Source organism: Ideonella sp. (genome assembly GCF_036277275.1).
In the GTDB taxonomy this organism is placed as follows: Bacteria; Pseudomonadota; Gammaproteobacteria; order Burkholderiales; family Burkholderiaceae_C; genus Ideonella.
The window spans coordinates 54,187-69,985 of sequence record NZ_DASUNH010000125.1 but is presented as its reverse complement, the minus strand read 5'-3'; the positions used below and the strand labels follow the sequence as shown (position 1 = coordinate 69,985).

Sequence of the window (15,799 nt, the reverse complement as noted above, 5' to 3'; positions counted from 1 at the left end):
CCACGGCACGGTGATGCGCTCGAAGTCGAGCACTCGCGGTCAGTTGTTGCTGGTCGCGCGCACTTCCTCGATCGTCGTCACGCCGGCCAGCACCTTTTCCAGCCCGTCCTGGCGCAAGGTGCGCAGGCCCTCGCCCATCGCCAGGCGCTGGATCTGTTCGGCGCGGGCGCCGGTCTGGATCAGGTGGCGCACGCCGCGCGAGACGGTCAGCAGCTCATGGAGGCCGGCTCGGCCGCGCAGGCCGCTGTGGTCGCACTTGTCGCAGCCGGTCGCGCGCCAGACCAGCAGCCGGCCGTCAGCGCCACCGAACCGCTGGGTCCAGTCGGCGATCACCGCGTCGCGGCTCGGCGCGGCCTCGTGGCCGTTCCAGGCATGCAAGTGGTCGTGCACCCACTCGTCCACTTCTTCGGCATGGGCCGGGCGGCTCTGACGGCAGTGCGGGCACATGCGGCGCACCAGGCGCTGCGCCAGTACACCCAGCAGCGAGTCGGCGAAGTTGAACGGGTCCATCCCCATGTCGAGCAGACGCGTGATCGTCTCGGCGGCGCTGTTGGTGTGCAGCGTCGACAGCACCAGGTGGCCGGTCAATGACGACTCGACGGCGATCTGCGCCGTCTCCTGGTCGCGGATTTCGCCGACCATGATCACGTCCGGATCGGCACGCAGGAAGGCGCGCAGGGCCTTGGCAAAGGTCCAGTCGATCTTCGGGTTCACCTGCACCTGGCGCAGCCCGGCCTGGGTGATTTCGACAGGGTCTTCGGCCGTCCAGATCTTGCGGTCGGGCGTGTTGATGTGGTTGAGCGCCGAGTGCAGCGTCGTGGTCTTGCCCGAGCCGGTCGGGCCGACGCACAGCACCATGCCGTAGGGCCGCTCGATCGCGTGCTTCAACGCCGCCAGGTTGGCCGGCGACATGCCCAGCTTGTCCAGCGGGATCGGCCTGGCCGACGACAGGATGCGCAGCACCGCGTCTTCGAGACCGTTGGCGGTGGGGATGGTGGCCACGCGCAACTCGATCTGGCAGCTGGCGACGAAGCGGCTGAAGGTGATCTTGCCGTCCTGCGGGCGGCGGCGCTCGGAGATGTCCAGGTCGCACATGATCTTCAGCCGCGCGATCAGTGCGCTGCGGTAGGTGTGCGGCAGTTCGAGGTAGGGCTTGAGCGCGCCGTCGCGGCGAAAGCGGATGCGTACCTTCTCGCGGCCTGGATGGGTCTCGATGTGGATATCCGAGACGTTCTGACTGTGCGCCTCGACGATCATCGTGTTGATCAGTCGCACCAGCGAGTTGTCGCTCTGCTCGATCGGCTTCTCGTCTTCGTTGTGCGTTGGTGCGCTGTCGTACGACTGTTCCAGCGCGGCCAGCAGTTGGTCGGTGCCGCCTTCGTCGAAGTTGATCGCGCCATTGGGATCGAGCGGGCTCGGGCCGCCGATGCCTTCGTCCAGCCCGTGCTTCTGGTAGATCTGGCTGATGCTGCGGCTCAGGTGGTCGGCGACCGGCAGCACCGGCACGATCTTGCATTGGGCGATGAACTCGATCTCGTCCAGCACGTCGCGTCGCGACGGATCTTCGATCGCGATCACCAGCCGGCCCGGCAGCAGCTGCAGCGGCAGCACCTGCAGCCGCTTGGCGGCGCTGATCGGCAGCTTGCGCACGGCCTCGGCCTCGATCGGGTAGGCGTCGGTGTCGACCACCGGGTAGCCCATCTTGCGGGCCAGCGCCGTGCGCAGGTCTTGCCGTTGCACCGCGCCGCTGCGCACCAGCAGCTCGCCCAGCGGCACCGAGCGGTCGCCGCGCTGCTGGGCCAGCGCGTCGCCGAGCTGGGTCGCGGTGATGAAACCGAGCGCGATCAGCGCTTCGCCGACACGCACCATTGGCATGCGCGACTGGGCTTCCAACGCCTGCAGCAGTTGCTCAGGGCTGACCACGCGGCCGCCCAGCAGCACGTCGCCGATGCGCTGCTCGCGCAGGCGGGCCTGCTCGGCCAGCGCCGCGGCAATCTGCGTCGGCGTGGCAGTGTGGTCGGCCACCAGCTGCTCGCCCAGGCGCGGGCCGAATTCGAACGAGTCGTAGGCGCTGCGCGGGCAGAACAGGCGCAGCACCGCGCCTTTGTCGCCCCGCTCGTCCACCGGTGGGAAGAAATAAACGCCTTGCGGGGTTTCCACATGGCCCACGGTCTTGCCCTGCAGCTCGCCGCCGCCGGTCAGGTGCACCGTGTAGGTGGTGCTGGGGTGAAAGTCCATCAGCGCACCGGGCGCGCCGGTGGCAGCGCTCAAGCCCGGGCGCAGCGGCGCGGTCAGCGTCAGGCTGCGGAACTGCGACAGCCGCAGTGGCATGTTGGTGCGCGAGGGCGGCACCTGGACCTGCGCCACGCCCTGCACCGGGTCGAACGAGACCAGCCGCGCGTTCATCGCCTTGCCGTTCAGGCCCTGCACCTCGCAGGGGGCGTGCTCGGGCATCGGCTCGGGGTTCGGGTAGACGGCGTAGGGCGGCGTAGGCCAGGCGAAGGCAGTGTCCGCAGCGGCGCGCTCGCGCTGCGCGCGGGGTGCGAGCGCGTCGAGGTCGTTCGGGACCAGGGACAGCTGGGCTGAGAGGTCGGACATGGCCTTGCTATCGAGCAATCGATGGGCCATGCGCACGCAACAGGCGTGGCTTCGGCCTGGCCCCGATGCTAGGGTGGTAGCGCTGTCGCGGTGGCTGGAAAAGTGCCGCTGGCGCCGGCCAGTTCGGGGCTTATGGCCGGGCGGCGGCGGCGGTCACAATCACCCGCAACGGCAATCGGGCACACACCGCATGAACCTTCGTTTCGTCGAGGCTTTCTACTGGGTGGCCACGCTGAAGAGCGTGTCCCGCGCGGCCGAGAAACTCTTCATCACCCAGTCGGCGATGTCCAGCCGCATCGCGGCGCTGGAAGACGAGCTGGGCGTGCTGCTGCTGGACCGGCGCGACAAGCAGGTGCGGCTGACCGCTGCCGGCGGCCGCTTCCTGGTGATGGCCGAGCGCCTGTTGTCGCTGCAGCGCGAGATCCGCGACGAGATGGGGCGCAGCGCCGAATCGGGCCTGAACCTGCGTATCGGCGCGATCGAGTCGGTGCTGCACTCGTGGCTGATCGATTGGGTGCGCGAGATGCGCGCCGCGCAGCCCGGGCTGGAGCTGGAGCTGACGGTTGAAACCACGCCGGTGCTGGTCGACCAGATGCGCCGCGGCCGGCTGGACCTGGCGATGGCGGCCCTGCCGTCGTCGGGGGACGGCTTGCGCCAGCAGGCGTTGCCGCCGATGCCGATGTGCTTTGTCGGCCATGCACAACTGCACAAGAAGCGGCGCTATTCGCTGGCCGACCTGGCCACGCTGGAGCTGCTGACGTTTCAGCGTGGCTCACAGCCGCATGTGGCGCTGGTGGATCTGATGCGTCAGGCCGGGCACACGAGGCTGAAGGTGCACGCGATCTCGTCGGTCTCGGCGATGGTCGAGCTGATCGAAGGCGGCCTCGGGGTGGCCACCTTGCCGCTGGCCGTGGTGCGCCGCCTGGCCGAACGGCAGCCGTTGCGGGTGCTGCCCTGCGAGGCAGAGATGCCGCCGTTGCCGATCTTTTTGAGCTACCGCGACGACCCGGGATCCGCATTAACCCGCACTGTGGTGGACGCGCTTTTGGGCTTCAAGGCGCTCCAGGCCGGGTCATCTAAAAAATCGATGAGGTCATAGAGAAATTTTCCGTTTGAAGGCGCCGCAGGTGGCTCACACAATGCGCCTCATTGTTGAAACCACAGCGATGGCGGGGTGATTCGATGAGCACAGCGACGGTGTTTTCAAGCAGCGCGGCGGTGGCCCGGGCGGCCATCCGCGCGGGCCAGGTCAGCGGCCATACCAGCGGGTTGGCGGGCCGCCATGTGCAGGGCAATCTGGTGATCCTGCCCAAGGCCTGGGCGGCCGAATTCCTGCAGTATTGCCAGGCCAACCCCAAGCCCTGCCCGCTGCTGGCGGTGACAGAAGCCGGCGACCCTGCGATGCCGACGCTGGGCGAGGACATCGACATCCGCACCGACGTGCCGCGCTACCGCGTCTGGCGCCATGGCGAACTGGTCGACGAGCCGACAGACATCCGCACGCATTGGCGCGACGATTTGGTGAGCTTCGTGCTTGGGTGCTCGTTCTCGTTCGAGCAGGCGCTGGCCGACGAGGGCATTCCGCTGCGCCACGTGGAGCAGGGCCTGAACGTGGCGATGTTCCGCACGTCGATCGCCACCGTGCCGGCTGGCCGCTTCGCCGGGCCAATGGTCGTGACGATGCGGCCGCTGCGGCCCGACGACGCGAACCGCGCGGCGGAGATCACCGCCCGCTACCCCCGTGTGCACGGCGCGCCGGTGCACATCGGCGACCCGGCCGAGATTGGCATTGCCGACATCCACCACCCAGACTACGGTGACGCCGTCGAGATCCGCGATGGCGAGGTGCCGGTGTTCTGGGCCTGCGGCGTGACGCCGCAGGCCGCGCTGGCCGCCGCGCGCCCTGAGTTCTGCATCACCCATGCACCGGGCGCGATGCTGATCACCGATTGGCTCAACCACCAGATGGCCGGGCACTGAGCCGGGCACTGAACTCTTTTTCTGCCGTTCAACGAGGAGACATTCATGAAGACCTGGATCGCCGCCACCCTGGCTGTCGCCATCACCCCGTTCGCCCAGGCCCAGACCAAGTGGGACCTGCCGTCGGGCTACGCCGTCAACACCTTCCAGGTGCAGAACCTGCAGTGGTTCGCCGACGAGGTCGACAAGGCCAGCGCGGGCAAGCTGAAGATCACGCTGCACCCTGGAGCGTCGCTGTACAAGGCCAACGAGATCAAACGGGCGGTGCAAACCGGGCAGACGCAGGCGGGCGAGTTCATCCTGTCCGGCGCCGCCAATGAGAACCCCTTGTTCGGCATAGATTCGATCCCGTTTCTGGCCACCACGTATGCCGAGGCCAGGAAGCTCAACGACATCGCGAACCCATACCTGGAGAAGCTGCTTGCGGGCCAGAACCTGAAGCTGCTCTATACCGTGCCCTGGCCGGGGCAGTCGCTGTACTCGAAGAAGCCCTTGGCGTCCATGCAGGACCTGAAGGGCAGCAAGATGAGGGCCTACAACCCGGCGACGACCCGAGTCGCCGAATACGTGGGCGCGCAGCCGGTGACCATCCAGCTCGCCGAGCTGCCGCAGGCCCTGGCCACCGGCAGCGTCGACAACTTCCTCACCTCCAGCGCGAGCGGTGTGGACAGCAAGCTCTACGAGCACGTCAAGTACTTTTACGACGTGAATGCCTGGCTCCCGCGCAACGCGGTGGTGGTCAACCTGAAGACGTTCGACGCGCTGGACAAGGCGACGCAGGCGGCGGTGCTCAAGGTGGCGCAGGCGGCCGGCGAGCGCGGATGGAAGATGAGTGACCAGAAGGACGACGAGTACCTGAAGGAGCTGAGCGCGAAAGGCATGCAGGTGGATCGCGGCAGCGACACGCTCAAGCGCGAGCTCAAGGTCATCGGCGGACGCATGACCATCGAGTGGCTCAAGACCGCCGGCGACGATGGGCGAGCCATCATCGACGCGTACCGCGCGGCCGTCCCGCGTTGAGACTGGCGGAGCCGACATGAGCGCGCTGCTTGAACGGTTCTACAGAGGGCTTGGCTTCCTGGCTGCGTTGGCCATGGTTGGCTCGCTGGTCTCGGTGCTGCTGGGGATTGCCGACCGGCAGTTCAACCTGAACCTCCGGGGGCTCGACGCCTATGCCGGCTACTGCATCGCCGCGGCGTTGTTTCTGGCGTTGCCGGAAACGCTGCGCCGGGGCGACCACATCCGGGTGACGCTGTTGCTGCAGAAGGTGCCGTCGAGGCTGAAATCTGCACTGGAGTGGTGGTCGCTGTCGGCGGCGTTGGGCTTGTCGCTCTACATGGCCTGGTTCGCCGTGCGGCTGGTCTGGGTGTCGTGGGAGACGCACGACGTGTCCCAGGGGGCCGACGCCACGCCGTTGTGGCTGCCCCAGATCGCGATGGCGGTCGGCTGTGTCGGCTTGGCCGTCGCGTTTGCCGATGGCCTGGTGGCGCGCTGGCAGGGGCGGTCGTTCTTCGCCGCAGCGGCGGCTGAAGCGGCCCACATCGAATGAGTACGAGGCGAGTGAATTCATGGACATCCTGACTGCTGCGCTGCTGATTGCGCTGCTCATCGCCATCCTGGCCTCTGGCCTATGGATCGGTCTCGCCTTGCTGGGTGTGGCCCTGTTTGCGATGCAGGCCTTTTCGGCCCGCCCGGCCGGTGACAGCATGGTGCTGACGATCTGGGGGTCGACTTCCAACTGGACGCTGACCGCACTGCCCCTGTTTCTATGGATGGGCGAGATCCTGTTCCGCTCGCGCTTGACCGAGGACATGTTCAGGGGGCTGGCGCCCTGGCTGAACCGCGTGCCGGGCCGGCTGTTGCACACCAATGTGCTGGGGTGCGGCATCTTTGCGGCGGTGTCGGGCTCCAGCGCCGCCACCTGCGCCACGATCGGCAAGATCACCTTGCCCGAGCTCAAGCGCCGCGGCTATCCGGACGCGATCTCGATGGGCTCGCTGGCAGGCGCAGGCACCTTTGGCCTGCTGATCCCGCCTTCGATCATCATGATCGTCTATGCGGTCGCCGCCGACGTGTCGATCGCCAAGCTGTTCGTCGCCGGCGTGATCCCGGGCCTGATGCTGATGGCCATCTTTTCGGCGTACCTGATGCTCTGGGCATGGCGCCACCCGGAGCAGGTGCCGAGTGCCGACCCCGGCATGAGCCTGGGCGACAAGCTGCGCGCCGGACGGCACCTGTTCCCGATCACTTCACTGATCGTCCTCGTGATCGGCGCCATCTACAGCGGGCTGGCCACGGCGACAGAGTCGGCGGCGCTCGGAGTCGCCGGGGCGCTGGTGCTCAGCCAGATCGATGGCTCGCTTACCTGGGCTCGCTTCGTCGATGGCCTGTACGCCGCCTGCCGTGTCTATTGCATGATCGGCCTGATCCTTGCTGGCGCCTCCTTTCTGACACTGGCGATGGGCTTCATCGGCCTGCCGCGAGAAGTCGCGCAGTTCATCGGCGGGCTGCATCTGTCGCCCGGCTGGCTGCTGTTGATGTTGATGTTGTTCTTCATCTTGCTCGGCTGCTTTCTCGACGGCATTTCGATGGTCGTGCTGACGATGGCCGTGCTGCTGCCGACGGTCCAGGCGGCCGGCATCGATCTGATCTGGTTCGGTGTCTTCGTGGTACTGGTGGTCGAGATGGCGCAGATCACGCCGCCCGTGGGCTTCAACCTGTTCGTGCTGCAAGGCCTGACCAAGCGTGAACTGCCGGAGCTGGCGCGCATGGCGATGCCGTTCTTCCTGCTGCTGGTCCTGGCCGTCTGGTTGATCTACCGGTTTCCGGCGATCGTGCTGTACGGCCCGAGCGTGATGTAGTTCGGCGCCACCCCTCCCACCCTGGGCACAGAAAGGAGCATGCGATGAACAATCGCAGGGATGTACTCGGCCTGTTCGGATTGGCTGGGTTGCTGGCCAGCGTGCCCGCGGTCGCCGAGGCTGCACCTTGGCGCTGCGCCACCGGCTACCGCGCCGACTCGTTTCACGGCCGCAACCTGAACCAGTGGTTGGGCGAGTGGGCCGCGGCGGCGCCCGGTGCGCCGCGGGTGGAACTGCATGCCAACAACAGCCTGGTCCCACTTGCCGCGATCGCCGGGCAGGTTCGGGCCGGCAGCGTGGAGCTGGGCGAGACCATCATGAGCAGCCTGATCGGCGAGATGCCGGTGGCCGGCGCCGACAGCGTGCCCTTCGTCGTGCGCGGTTATGCCGACGCCAAGCGCCTGTGGCGTTACCAGCGTCCGATGATCGAGCGGGCGTTTGCCGATGCTGGCCTGGTCGCGTTGTACGCGGTGCCTTGGCCGCCGCAAGGGCTGTACACGATGCGCCCATTGGGCAGCCTGTCCGAGCTGCGTGGCGGCCGCATGCGCAGCTACAACCGCAGCACTGCGCGGATTGCCGAGCTGCTGGGTTGCACACCCGTCGACGTGCCGATGGCTGAAGTTGGCCAGGCGCTCGCCGAGGGCCGCATCGACTGCATGATCACCTCGGCCGTCACCGGGGTCGAGAACCAGGTCTGGCGCCAGCTGAAGCACTACCACGAGATCAACGCGTGGTTCCCGAAGAACATCGTGTTCGCCAATGCCCAGGCCTATGGCCAGCTCGACGCGTCGACACGCCGCGCCTTGCAGAACGCGACCGGCGCTGCCGAGGCCCGCGGCTGGGCGGCGAGCGAGACGGCAGCCACCGAATCCGTGGCCGAGCTGAAGCGCCAGGGCATGAAGGTGGACCCGCTGCCGCCGGCCGCGCTGGCCGAGCTGCGGCGTCTGGGCGAACGCTGCTCGCTCGAATGGCTGCGCGAGGTCGGGCCGCAGGCCAACCAGATCTTCATTCCCTATTACACCCAGGCCTGATTCGCGGTTCGCGCGCCGCCGCCGACCTGCCTACACTGACTTCACTTCACAGATGACCATGCAAGACAACACCCCGTCCCGTTGGCAGTTCTGGATCGACCGTGGCGGCACCTTCACCGACATCGTCGCCCGCCGGCCCGATGGCACGCTGGCGACCGCCAAGCTGCTGAGCGAGAACCCCGAGCAATACCGCGACGCCGCGATCGAAGGCATCCGCCGCTTGCTGGGCCTGAAGGCCGGCGAGGCGATCACGCCCGAGCGGGTCGAATGCGTGAAGATGGGCACCACGGTGGCCACCAACGCGCTGCTCGAGCGCAAGGGCGACCGCACGCTGCTGGTCACCACGCGCGGCTTCCGCGATGCGCTGTGCATCGCCTACCAGGCAAGGCCGCGGCTGTTCGACCGAAACATCGTGCTGCCCGAATTGCTGTACGAGCGCGTGATCGAGGCCGACGAACGCGTCGGTGCCGACGGCGAGCTGGTGCAGGCCCTGGACGAAGCGGCGCTGCGGCGCGAGTTGGCGGAGGCACACGCCAGCGGCGTCCGCGCCTGCGCGATCGTCTTCATGCATGGCTACCGGCATACCGCGCACGAGCAGGTCGCGGCGCGGCTGGCACGCGAGGCCGGCTTCACGCAGGTCAGTGCCTCGCACGAGGTCAGCCCGCTGATGAAGCTGGTGGCGCGGGGCGACACTGCGGTGGTCGATGCTTATCTGTCACCCATCCTGCGTCGCTATGTCGAGCAGGTGGCGAGCCAGATGCCGGGTGTGCCGCTGTACTTCATGCAAAGCTCGGGTGGCCTGACCGAGGCGAACCGCTTCCAGGGCAAGGACGCGATCCTCTCCGGCCCGGCAGGCGGCATCGTCGGCATGGTGCGCACCGCCGTGGCGGCGGGGCACGACAAGGTCATTGGCTTCGACATGGGCGGCACGTCGACCGACGTCTCGCACTTCGCCGGCGAATTCGAGCGCGCGTTCGACACCCAGGTGGCCGGCGTGCGGGTGAGGGCGCCGATGATGAGCATCCACACCGTGGCGGCCGGTGGCGGCTCGGTGATCCGCTTCGACGGGGCCCGGCTGCGTGTCGGCCCCGAGTCGGCCGGCGCCAATCCCGGCCCGGCCAGCTACCGGCGCGGCGGCCCGCTGGCGACCACGGACGCGAACGTGATGCTGGGCAAGGTGCAGCCGGACTGGTTCCCCAAGGTCTTCGGCCCCGCCGCGAACGAGCCGCTGGACCGTGCGGTGGTCGTGCGCCGCTTCACCGAGCTGGCCGGGCAGATGAGTCAGGCTTCGGGCCGCCCGGTCAGCGCCGAGCAGGCCGCCAATGGTGCGCTGCGCATCGCGGTGCAGAGCATGGCCAACGCGATCAAGCGCATCTCGGTGGCGCGTGGCTACGACGTGACGCGTTACACACTGCAATGCTTCGGCGGTGCCGGTGGCCAGCACGCCTGCCTGGTGGCCGATGCGCTGGGCATGACGCGTGTGCTGGTGCACCCGTTGGCAGGTGTGCTGTCGGCCTACGGCATGGGTCTGGCCGACCAGATCGCGATGCGCGAAGCCTCGGTCGAGCATCCGCTCGATGCGCAGGGGCTGGAAGCGGCGCGGGCCAAGGGCGCCATGCTCGCCGAGTCGGCCACCACCGAACTGCTGGGTCAGGGGCTGCCGGCCACGCGCATCGCGGCCAGGATTGGCCTGCTGTTGCGCTACGAAGGCACCGACACGGCGCTGCGCGTGGACTTGCCGGACACTGGCGGCCCGGCGCGCGACGTTGCCACGCTGCAGGCTGGCTTCGAATCAGCGTATCGCCAGCGCTTTGCGTTCTTGATGGAAGGGCGGCCGCTGGTGATCGAGGCGGTCTCGGTCGAAGCGACGGGGGCCAGCGACGAGCAGCTTGAGGTCGTTGCCGCGGCGAGGGCGGAAGCCTATTCGCCGCAGCCCGTCGACACAGTTCGGATGTACGCCGAGGGGGCCGATGGTGCCGAGGCATGGCACGACGCGGGGCTGTTCCTGCGCGACAGCCTGCAATCCGGCGCGACCATCACCGGCCCGGCGGTGATCGCCGAGGCAAATGCGACGACAGTCGTCGAGCCCGGCTGGCAATCCGTGCTGGCGGCCAGCGGCTCGTTGGAGCTCCAGCGTGTGCAGGCGCGGGCCACGCGCCACGCGCTGGGCACACGGGTCGACCCAGTGATGCTGGAGGTGTTCAACAACCTGTTCATGAACATCGCCGAGCAGATGGGCCTGCGGCTGCAGAACACCGCGGTGTCGGTCAACATCAAGGAGCGGCTGGACTTCTCTTGCGCGTTGTTCGATGCGGCCGGCCAGTTGATCGCCAACGCGCCGCACATGCCGGTGCACCTGGGCTCGATGAGCGAATCGATCCAGACCGTGATTGCCGGCAACCCACAGATGCTGCCGGGCGATGTGTACGTGCTGAACGACCCGTACCACGGTGGCACCCACTTGCCGGACGTGACGGTGGTGACGCCGGTATACCTCGAGCCCGGTGACACGAAACCTTCGTTCTACGTCGCGGCGCGCGGCCACCACGCGGACATCGGCGGCCTGACGCCGGGCTCGATGCCGCCGTTGTCGAAGACCATCGACGAAGAGGGCGTGCTGATCGACAACTTCCTGCTGGTGCGCGACGGGCGCCTGCGCGAGGCCGAGTTCATGGCGCTGTTGCGCTCGGGGCGCTACCCGGCACGCAACCCCGAGCAGACGCTGGCTGACCTGCGTGCGCAGATTGCCGCCAACGAGAAGGGCGTGCAGGAGCTGCGCGCGATGGTCACCCAGTTCGGCCGCGAGACGGTGGCCGCCTACATGGGGCACGTGCAGGCGAATGCCGAAGAGTCGGTGCGGCGCGTCATCACGGCGCTGAAGGACGGCGCGTTCACGCTCCCGCTGGACAACGGCGCGCAAATCCAGGTCAAGGTCACTGTCGACACAGTGGCGCGCAGTGCGACGATCGACTTCACCGGTACCAGCCCGCAGACCGACAACAACTTCAACGCGCCGAAGTCGGTCACGATGGCGGCCGTGCTGTATGTTTTCCGCACGCTGGTCGACGACGACATCCCGCTGAACGCCGGTTGCCTGAAGCCGCTGAAGGTGATCGTGCCGGAGGGCTCGTTGCTGAACCCGCGCTCGCCGGCGGCCGTGGTGGCCGGCAATGTCGAGACCTCGCAGTGCGTGACCAATGCGCTTTATGGCGCGCTCGGTGTCATGGCGTCGGGGCCGTGCACGATGAACAACTTCACCTTCGGCGACGCGAAGCACCAGTACTACGAAACGATCTCGGGTGGCTCCGGCGCCGGTGACGGATTTCCGGGGACGGCGGTCGTGCAGACGCACATGACCAATTCGTACCTCACCGATCCCGAGGTGCTGGAGTTCCGCTTCCCGGTGCGCTTGGACAGCTACGCCATTCGCACGGGCTCGGGCGGCGCCGGCCGCTGGAACGGCGGTGACGGTGGAACGCGCCGCGTGCGCTTCCTGGCGCCGATGACGGCGTCCATCTTGAGCAATGGCCGTGTGCACCCTGCCTTCGGCATGGCTGGCGGGCAGCCCGGAGCGTTGGGCGCCAACCGCGTCGAGCGAGCCAACGGGCAGGTCGAGCAGTTGCCCCACATCGCATCGGTCGAGATGGGCGTCGACGATGTGTTCGTGATCGATACGCCGGGTGGCGGCGGCTATGGTGTGGCGTGATGGCTGGCGAGCGCGTGATCCTGCTGACCGGCTTCGAGCCCTTTGGCGGCGAGTCGATCAACCCGAGCTGGGACGTGGCGCGCGCGCTGGACGGCGCGCCGATCGCCGGCGCGCGGGTGGTGGCGCATCTGCTGCCTTGCCGTTTCGGCGCAGCCGGCGAGGCGGTCCATCGGCTCGTGACCGAGCTGCGGCCCGTCTGCGTGTTGGCACTGGGCCAGGCCAGCGGCCGCGCCGACTTCTCGATCGAGCGGATCGCGATCAACATCGACGATGCCCGCATCCCCGACAACGAAGGGGCGCAACCGATCGACGAGCCCGTGGTGGCCGAAGGCCCGGCGGGCTACTTCTCGACGCTGCCGATCAAGGCGATGGTGGCCGGCCTGCGCGCCGCGGGGCTGCCCGCGTCGGTCTCCCAAAGCGCCGGCACCTTTGTCTGCAACCACGTCTTCTATTCACTGATGCACAGCCTGCGCCAGCACCCCAACGTGCGCGCCGGCTTCATGCACCTGCCGCTGCTGCCGGCGCAGGCTGCGCGCCACCCCGGCTCGCCCTGCCTGCCCTTGCCGTTGATGGTTGAAGGCGTGCGCCAGGCACTGCGCATCGCCGCCACGCACCGTGGCGGCGACACCGTGCAGGCCGAAGGCCAGATTGCGTGAGGGCTGCACAATTAGGGGGCTGACGCGTCGGCGTCGACAGGGCACTCAATAATCTCGCCGCAGATCGGCGCCCGGCAGCCCGCTGGGCGGGATTCGCACTGGGAGGAGTGTCCATGGTTCTGGTTCGCCGCCATTGGCGAGGCGCGGGGATGGCCGCGCTGATGATTTCCGCTTGCTTCACGTTGCCGGCCTCAGCCGCCGGCACCAAATCGATCGCCTACTACGCGCTCAGCGAAGGCAGTCAATCCGCCTACCTCATCGACTGGAACAGTACGCAGAAGAAGGCGAGGGTGGCAGGCAACGGTGGCGCATCGAGCGGTACCTACGTCGACGACGGCACGCAAAAGGTCATCACCCTGGCGCAGCCGCTGAGCGAGACCTGGCTCTATTCCTACGACGATTGCGGGACGGTGTACGCCAGGTCGGCCACGCATCAAGTCGTGGTGCGCGATCTGCCCGACGGCGTCACCCAGACTGTCGAGATCGGTGAGCGCACCCAGATTGGCGGTTGCCAAGACGGTGAGGTCACGCCCTATGGTGCGCTGACCGACGAGGGCACGAGCATGAAGCGGCTGTCCATGAGCGCACGCCCGTCCATGTCGGATGTGCAGCCTGGGCTGGAGATCGCCGGCTTCAGCGAAGATCACTTGGCTTTCGCAGACTTGTACTACGCGCAGGATGTGGTCTGGCTGGATTTCAACGGGCGTGCGCGGTTCCGCAAAACCGGCGATGCGGTGCCTGCGGCCATCAATGCGAAGCAGTGGTTGGTGATGACACTGCCCCCTGGCGACCAGCGGGCGTTCACCCGCCTGGCTGTCAACAACACGACCCAGGGCGAGACCTGGCTGATGGCCGGTTGGGTCAACGACCAGGCCTCCTGGGTCGTCAAGCAGCAGGTCGTCAAGACGCAGGAAGGCGCCGGCTTCGGCACGGTGGCCCAGGCTTCGCGCAAGTGGGAGTCCGGCCTGTTCCGTGGCACGCAGCAGCCGTTCTTCATCTACCTCTACCAGGATGCCACTGGCGAACGGGTGCTGAAGGACCTGGACGCCGGCACCGAGACGCGCACGCCGATCGACTCGTGGGGCTTCCAGGGCCTGACGCTGTGGCAAGAGCGTCGGATCAGCGGTGGCGCCTACGTCGCGACGCGGCGCTGGCAACCGCTTCGCAACGAGGGCACGAAGACCCGGTGGGTGCTGGAGAGCGAGGTGCGCGTGCAGGATGGCGTGGATGTCGTCTCGATCAAGCCGCGGGTGAACTACTACTTCGACACAGGCAAAGCAGTGCCTCCAACGGCTGCGCGGCCTGCCGCGCAGGCCTGGCCGGAAGGTTGGTCCCGCCCGGTCCATGGCGTGACTCCCTGACTTGACGCTGTCTTCCCCCGAGCGGCGGCGTTCAACGGCCCAGAAAGGGCCTTGGCGCCCAGGCTGGCACGGTGCAGTTCCAGACCAGCGGCCATGTCGTCAGCGCCGCGTTCGACGCCAACCAGTGGCTGGTGATCAACCTGCCCACCGGGCAGCGTGCCTACACCCGCCTGGCAGTGGACAACAAGACCGGCGGTGAAACCTGGCTGATGGCCGATTGGGTCGGCGGCAAGGCCCAGCGCGTGGAAGAAACGCTGGTCGTCAAGCCGGCGACTGGGGCAGGCTTCGGTACGGTGACGCAAGCGTCCCGCATGTGGGAGTCGGGCCTGTTCATCGAAAGCCGTACGCCGTTCTTCTTCTACCTCTACAAGAACGGTACCGGCGAGCGAGTGCTGAAGGACCTCGACCTGGGCACCGAAAGCCGCACGCCCATCCCCTCTTGGCATCTCGACGGCCTGAACCTGGTGCAACAGCGCCCCTTCGGCCCCGGTACGCGCGACCGCACCTGGGTGCCGCTGAGCAACGTCGGCAAGAACCACTGGGTGATGGAAAGCGAAACGGCTGACGACGGCAGTGGCGCCATCGTCCTGATCAAGCCGCGCGTCAACTACTACCTGGACACCGGCAAGGCCGTTCCGCCGGCGAGCGGCCTGAAGGCCAGCCAAGGCTTCGTTTCGATGAGCGACAAGCCGAAGGTTGCGCGCTGAACGCAAGCCTGGGAAGCAAGACACAAAAGGGCCCTCGAGGCCCTTTTTTCATGCCGGCGGCGGCTCCCCCGGCCCATCGCCACCGTCTTTGTAGGCTCGCCAGCCGTCGATGGCATGGCGCATCAGGCTGACCTGGCGCACGAAGCGGGGGCAGGCGGCACAAATGGCCAGGTGCATGCGCAGGCGCAGGCGGTCGGCCCAGCCCAGGGGCTGGTCTTCGCCCTGCAGCACCAGGTGCGTCGCTTCCCTGCAGTCGATCTTCCACGTCATGCCCGGCCTCCCGCACTGCCCACGGCGTTGAACCAACTGGCTTGCAGACAGTCTCGCAAGCGCAGCCGGGCTCGGTGCAGCAGCACCCACAAGTTGGTCGACGTGATCGCCAGTTCCTTACAAATCTCGTCGGTGTCGAGCTCCAGCCATTCGCGCATCATGAAGACTCGGCCCTGGGTGGGCGGCAGTTTTTCAACGCAGGCGTCCAGCACCGCGAGGAACTGGCGCTGGCCGCACAGGGCCTCGGGCTGGTCGGCCCAATCCACCGGTGTTTCTCGCCAGTGGCCGGTTTCGTCGAACATCAGGGCGTCGAGGTCCTCGCTGTCTTCCCGGTCCAGCACCGTGGCCTCGCGGGCGTGGCGGCGCAGCTGATCGATCAGCTTGTGTTTCAGGATTCCGACCAACCAGGTCTTCAAGGCCGAGGCGCCGCCGAAGCCTTGCGGTTTCTCCAGTGCCGCGAGCAAGGTGTCGGACACGGCGTCCTCGGCCCAGGCGTCATTGCGCAGCTGACTGCGCGCGTATCGCAACAACTGGGGTCGCAAAGACTCGACCTGCTGCGCAAAATCCGTCATGCGGGCGCTTTCTGAAATGCGTTGGCCGGCAGTGTAAGGAACTTGGGCTGCCGTCGA

General features: G+C 67.5%; 13 protein-coding genes. 10 read left to right on the top strand and 3 right to left on the bottom strand.

Going from position 1 to position 15,799, the window contains the following annotated elements; genetic code table 11:
• Positions 1–39 precede the first annotated feature (39 nt).
• Positions 40–2,598, bottom strand: a complete 2,559-nt coding sequence (locus VFY73_RS20870) for a GspE/PulE family protein (RefSeq protein WP_329722401.1) — start codon at positions 2,596–2,598, stop codon at positions 40–42.
• Between the two features lie 190 nt (positions 2,599–2,788).
• Here VFY73_RS20870 and VFY73_RS20865 point away from each other — a divergent pair, with 190 nt between their 5' ends.
• The 10 genes from VFY73_RS20865 to VFY73_RS20820 all read left to right on the top strand — a co-directional run bounded on the left by VFY73_RS20865 (position 2,789) and on the right by VFY73_RS20820 (position 14,900).
• Entirely contained in the window at positions 2,789–3,697 is a 909-nt protein-coding gene (locus tag VFY73_RS20865) for a LysR family transcriptional regulator (protein ID WP_329722399.1), read from the top strand.
• Positions 3,698–3,780: 83 nt separating this feature from the next.
• A complete protein-coding gene (locus tag VFY73_RS20860; protein WP_329722397.1) occupies positions 3,781–4,578 on the top strand; it encodes a putative hydro-lyase in 798 nt (265 codons plus the stop codon).
• A 45-nt stretch (positions 4,579–4,623) separates the two neighbouring features.
• Positions 4,624–5,598, top strand: a complete 975-nt coding sequence (locus VFY73_RS20855; protein ID WP_329722395.1) for a TRAP transporter substrate-binding protein — start codon at positions 4,624–4,626, stop codon at positions 5,596–5,598.
• A 16-nt stretch (positions 5,599–5,614) separates the two neighbouring features.
• Positions 5,615–6,127, top strand: a complete 513-nt coding sequence (locus VFY73_RS20850) for a TRAP transporter small permease (protein ID WP_329722393.1) — start codon at positions 5,615–5,617, stop codon at positions 6,125–6,127.
• 19 nt (positions 6,128–6,146) lie between these two features.
• Positions 6,147–7,439, top strand: a complete 1,293-nt coding sequence (locus tag VFY73_RS20845) for a TRAP transporter large permease subunit (protein WP_329722392.1) — start codon at positions 6,147–6,149, stop codon at positions 7,437–7,439.
• A 44-nt stretch (positions 7,440–7,483) separates the two neighbouring features.
• Positions 7,484–8,470 carry a TRAP transporter substrate-binding protein gene (locus tag VFY73_RS20840; protein ID WP_329722390.1) on the top strand — a complete coding sequence of 329 codons (987 nt, stop codon included), beginning with the start codon at positions 7,484–7,486 and terminating at the stop codon, positions 8,468–8,470.
• Positions 8,471–8,522: 52 nt separating this feature from the next.
• Complete coding sequence (locus VFY73_RS20835) at positions 8,523–12,176, top strand: hydantoinase B/oxoprolinase family protein (RefSeq protein ID WP_329722388.1); 3,654 nt, start codon at positions 8,523–8,525, stop codon at positions 12,174–12,176.
• Positions 12,176–12,832 carry a pyroglutamyl-peptidase I gene (gene pcp / locus VFY73_RS20830; protein ID WP_329722386.1) on the top strand — a complete coding sequence of 219 codons (657 nt, stop codon included), beginning with the start codon at positions 12,176–12,178 and terminating at the stop codon, positions 12,830–12,832. Before VFY73_RS20835 ends, pcp begins: the two co-directional genes overlap by 1 nt.
• 113 nt (positions 12,833–12,945) lie before the next feature.
• Positions 12,946–14,193, top strand: coding sequence for a hypothetical protein (locus VFY73_RS20825; RefSeq protein WP_329722384.1), 1,248 nt, complete (start codon positions 12,946–12,948; stop codon positions 14,191–14,193).
• Between the two features lie 71 nt (positions 14,194–14,264).
• On the top strand, positions 14,265–14,900 hold the full coding sequence (locus VFY73_RS20820; protein WP_329722382.1) for a hypothetical protein: 636 nt from the start codon (positions 14,265–14,267) through the stop codon (positions 14,898–14,900).
• A 48-nt stretch (positions 14,901–14,948) separates the two neighbouring features.
• Here VFY73_RS20820 and VFY73_RS20815 read toward each other — a convergent pair whose 3' ends face one another.
• Both VFY73_RS20815 and VFY73_RS20810 read right to left on the bottom strand, forming a co-directional pair.
• Positions 14,949–15,170 (bottom strand): zf-HC2 domain-containing protein, encoded by a 222-nt coding sequence (locus tag VFY73_RS20815; RefSeq protein ID WP_329722380.1) that lies wholly within the window; start codon positions 15,168–15,170, stop codon positions 14,949–14,951.
• On the bottom strand, positions 15,167–15,742 hold the full coding sequence (locus tag VFY73_RS20810; RefSeq protein ID WP_329722378.1) for a sigma-70 family RNA polymerase sigma factor: 576 nt from the start codon (positions 15,740–15,742) through the stop codon (positions 15,167–15,169). The genes VFY73_RS20815 and VFY73_RS20810 overlap by 4 nt, the downstream gene beginning before the upstream one ends.
• Between the last annotated feature and the right edge of the window lie 57 nt (positions 15,743–15,799).

Excerpts from the sequence above, each read along its gene's own strand:
- VFY73_RS20860 (WP_329722397.1), top strand. The coding sequence starts at position 3,781 with ATGAGCACAGCGACGGTGTTTTCAAGCAGCGCGGCGGTGGCCCGGGCG.
- VFY73_RS20815 (WP_329722380.1), bottom strand. The coding sequence starts at position 15,170 with ATGACGTGGAAGATCGACTGCAGGGAAGCGACGCACCTGGTGCTGCAG.
- VFY73_RS20845 (WP_329722392.1), top strand. The coding sequence starts at position 6,147 with ATGGACATCCTGACTGCTGCGCTGCTGATTGCGCTGCTCATCGCCATC.
- VFY73_RS20865 (WP_329722399.1), top strand. The coding sequence starts at position 2,789 with ATGAACCTTCGTTTCGTCGAGGCTTTCTACTGGGTGGCCACGCTGAAG.
- VFY73_RS20825 (WP_329722384.1), top strand. The coding sequence starts at position 12,946 with ATGGTTCTGGTTCGCCGCCATTGGCGAGGCGCGGGGATGGCCGCGCTG.
- VFY73_RS20810 (WP_329722378.1), bottom strand. The coding sequence starts at position 15,742 with ATGACGGATTTTGCGCAGCAGGTCGAGTCTTTGCGACCCCAGTTGTTG.
- VFY73_RS20835 (WP_329722388.1), top strand. The coding sequence starts at position 8,523 with ATGACCATGCAAGACAACACCCCGTCCCGTTGGCAGTTCTGGATCGAC.
- VFY73_RS20855 (WP_329722395.1), top strand. The coding sequence starts at position 4,624 with ATGAAGACCTGGATCGCCGCCACCCTGGCTGTCGCCATCACCCCGTTC.
- VFY73_RS20840 (WP_329722390.1), top strand. The coding sequence starts at position 7,484 with ATGAACAATCGCAGGGATGTACTCGGCCTGTTCGGATTGGCTGGGTTG.
- pcp (WP_329722386.1), top strand. The coding sequence starts at position 12,176 with ATGGCTGGCGAGCGCGTGATCCTGCTGACCGGCTTCGAGCCCTTTGGC.
- VFY73_RS20850 (WP_329722393.1), top strand. The coding sequence starts at position 5,615 with ATGAGCGCGCTGCTTGAACGGTTCTACAGAGGGCTTGGCTTCCTGGCT.
- VFY73_RS20870 (WP_329722401.1), bottom strand. The coding sequence starts at position 2,598 with ATGTCCGACCTCTCAGCCCAGCTGTCCCTGGTCCCGAACGACCTCGAC.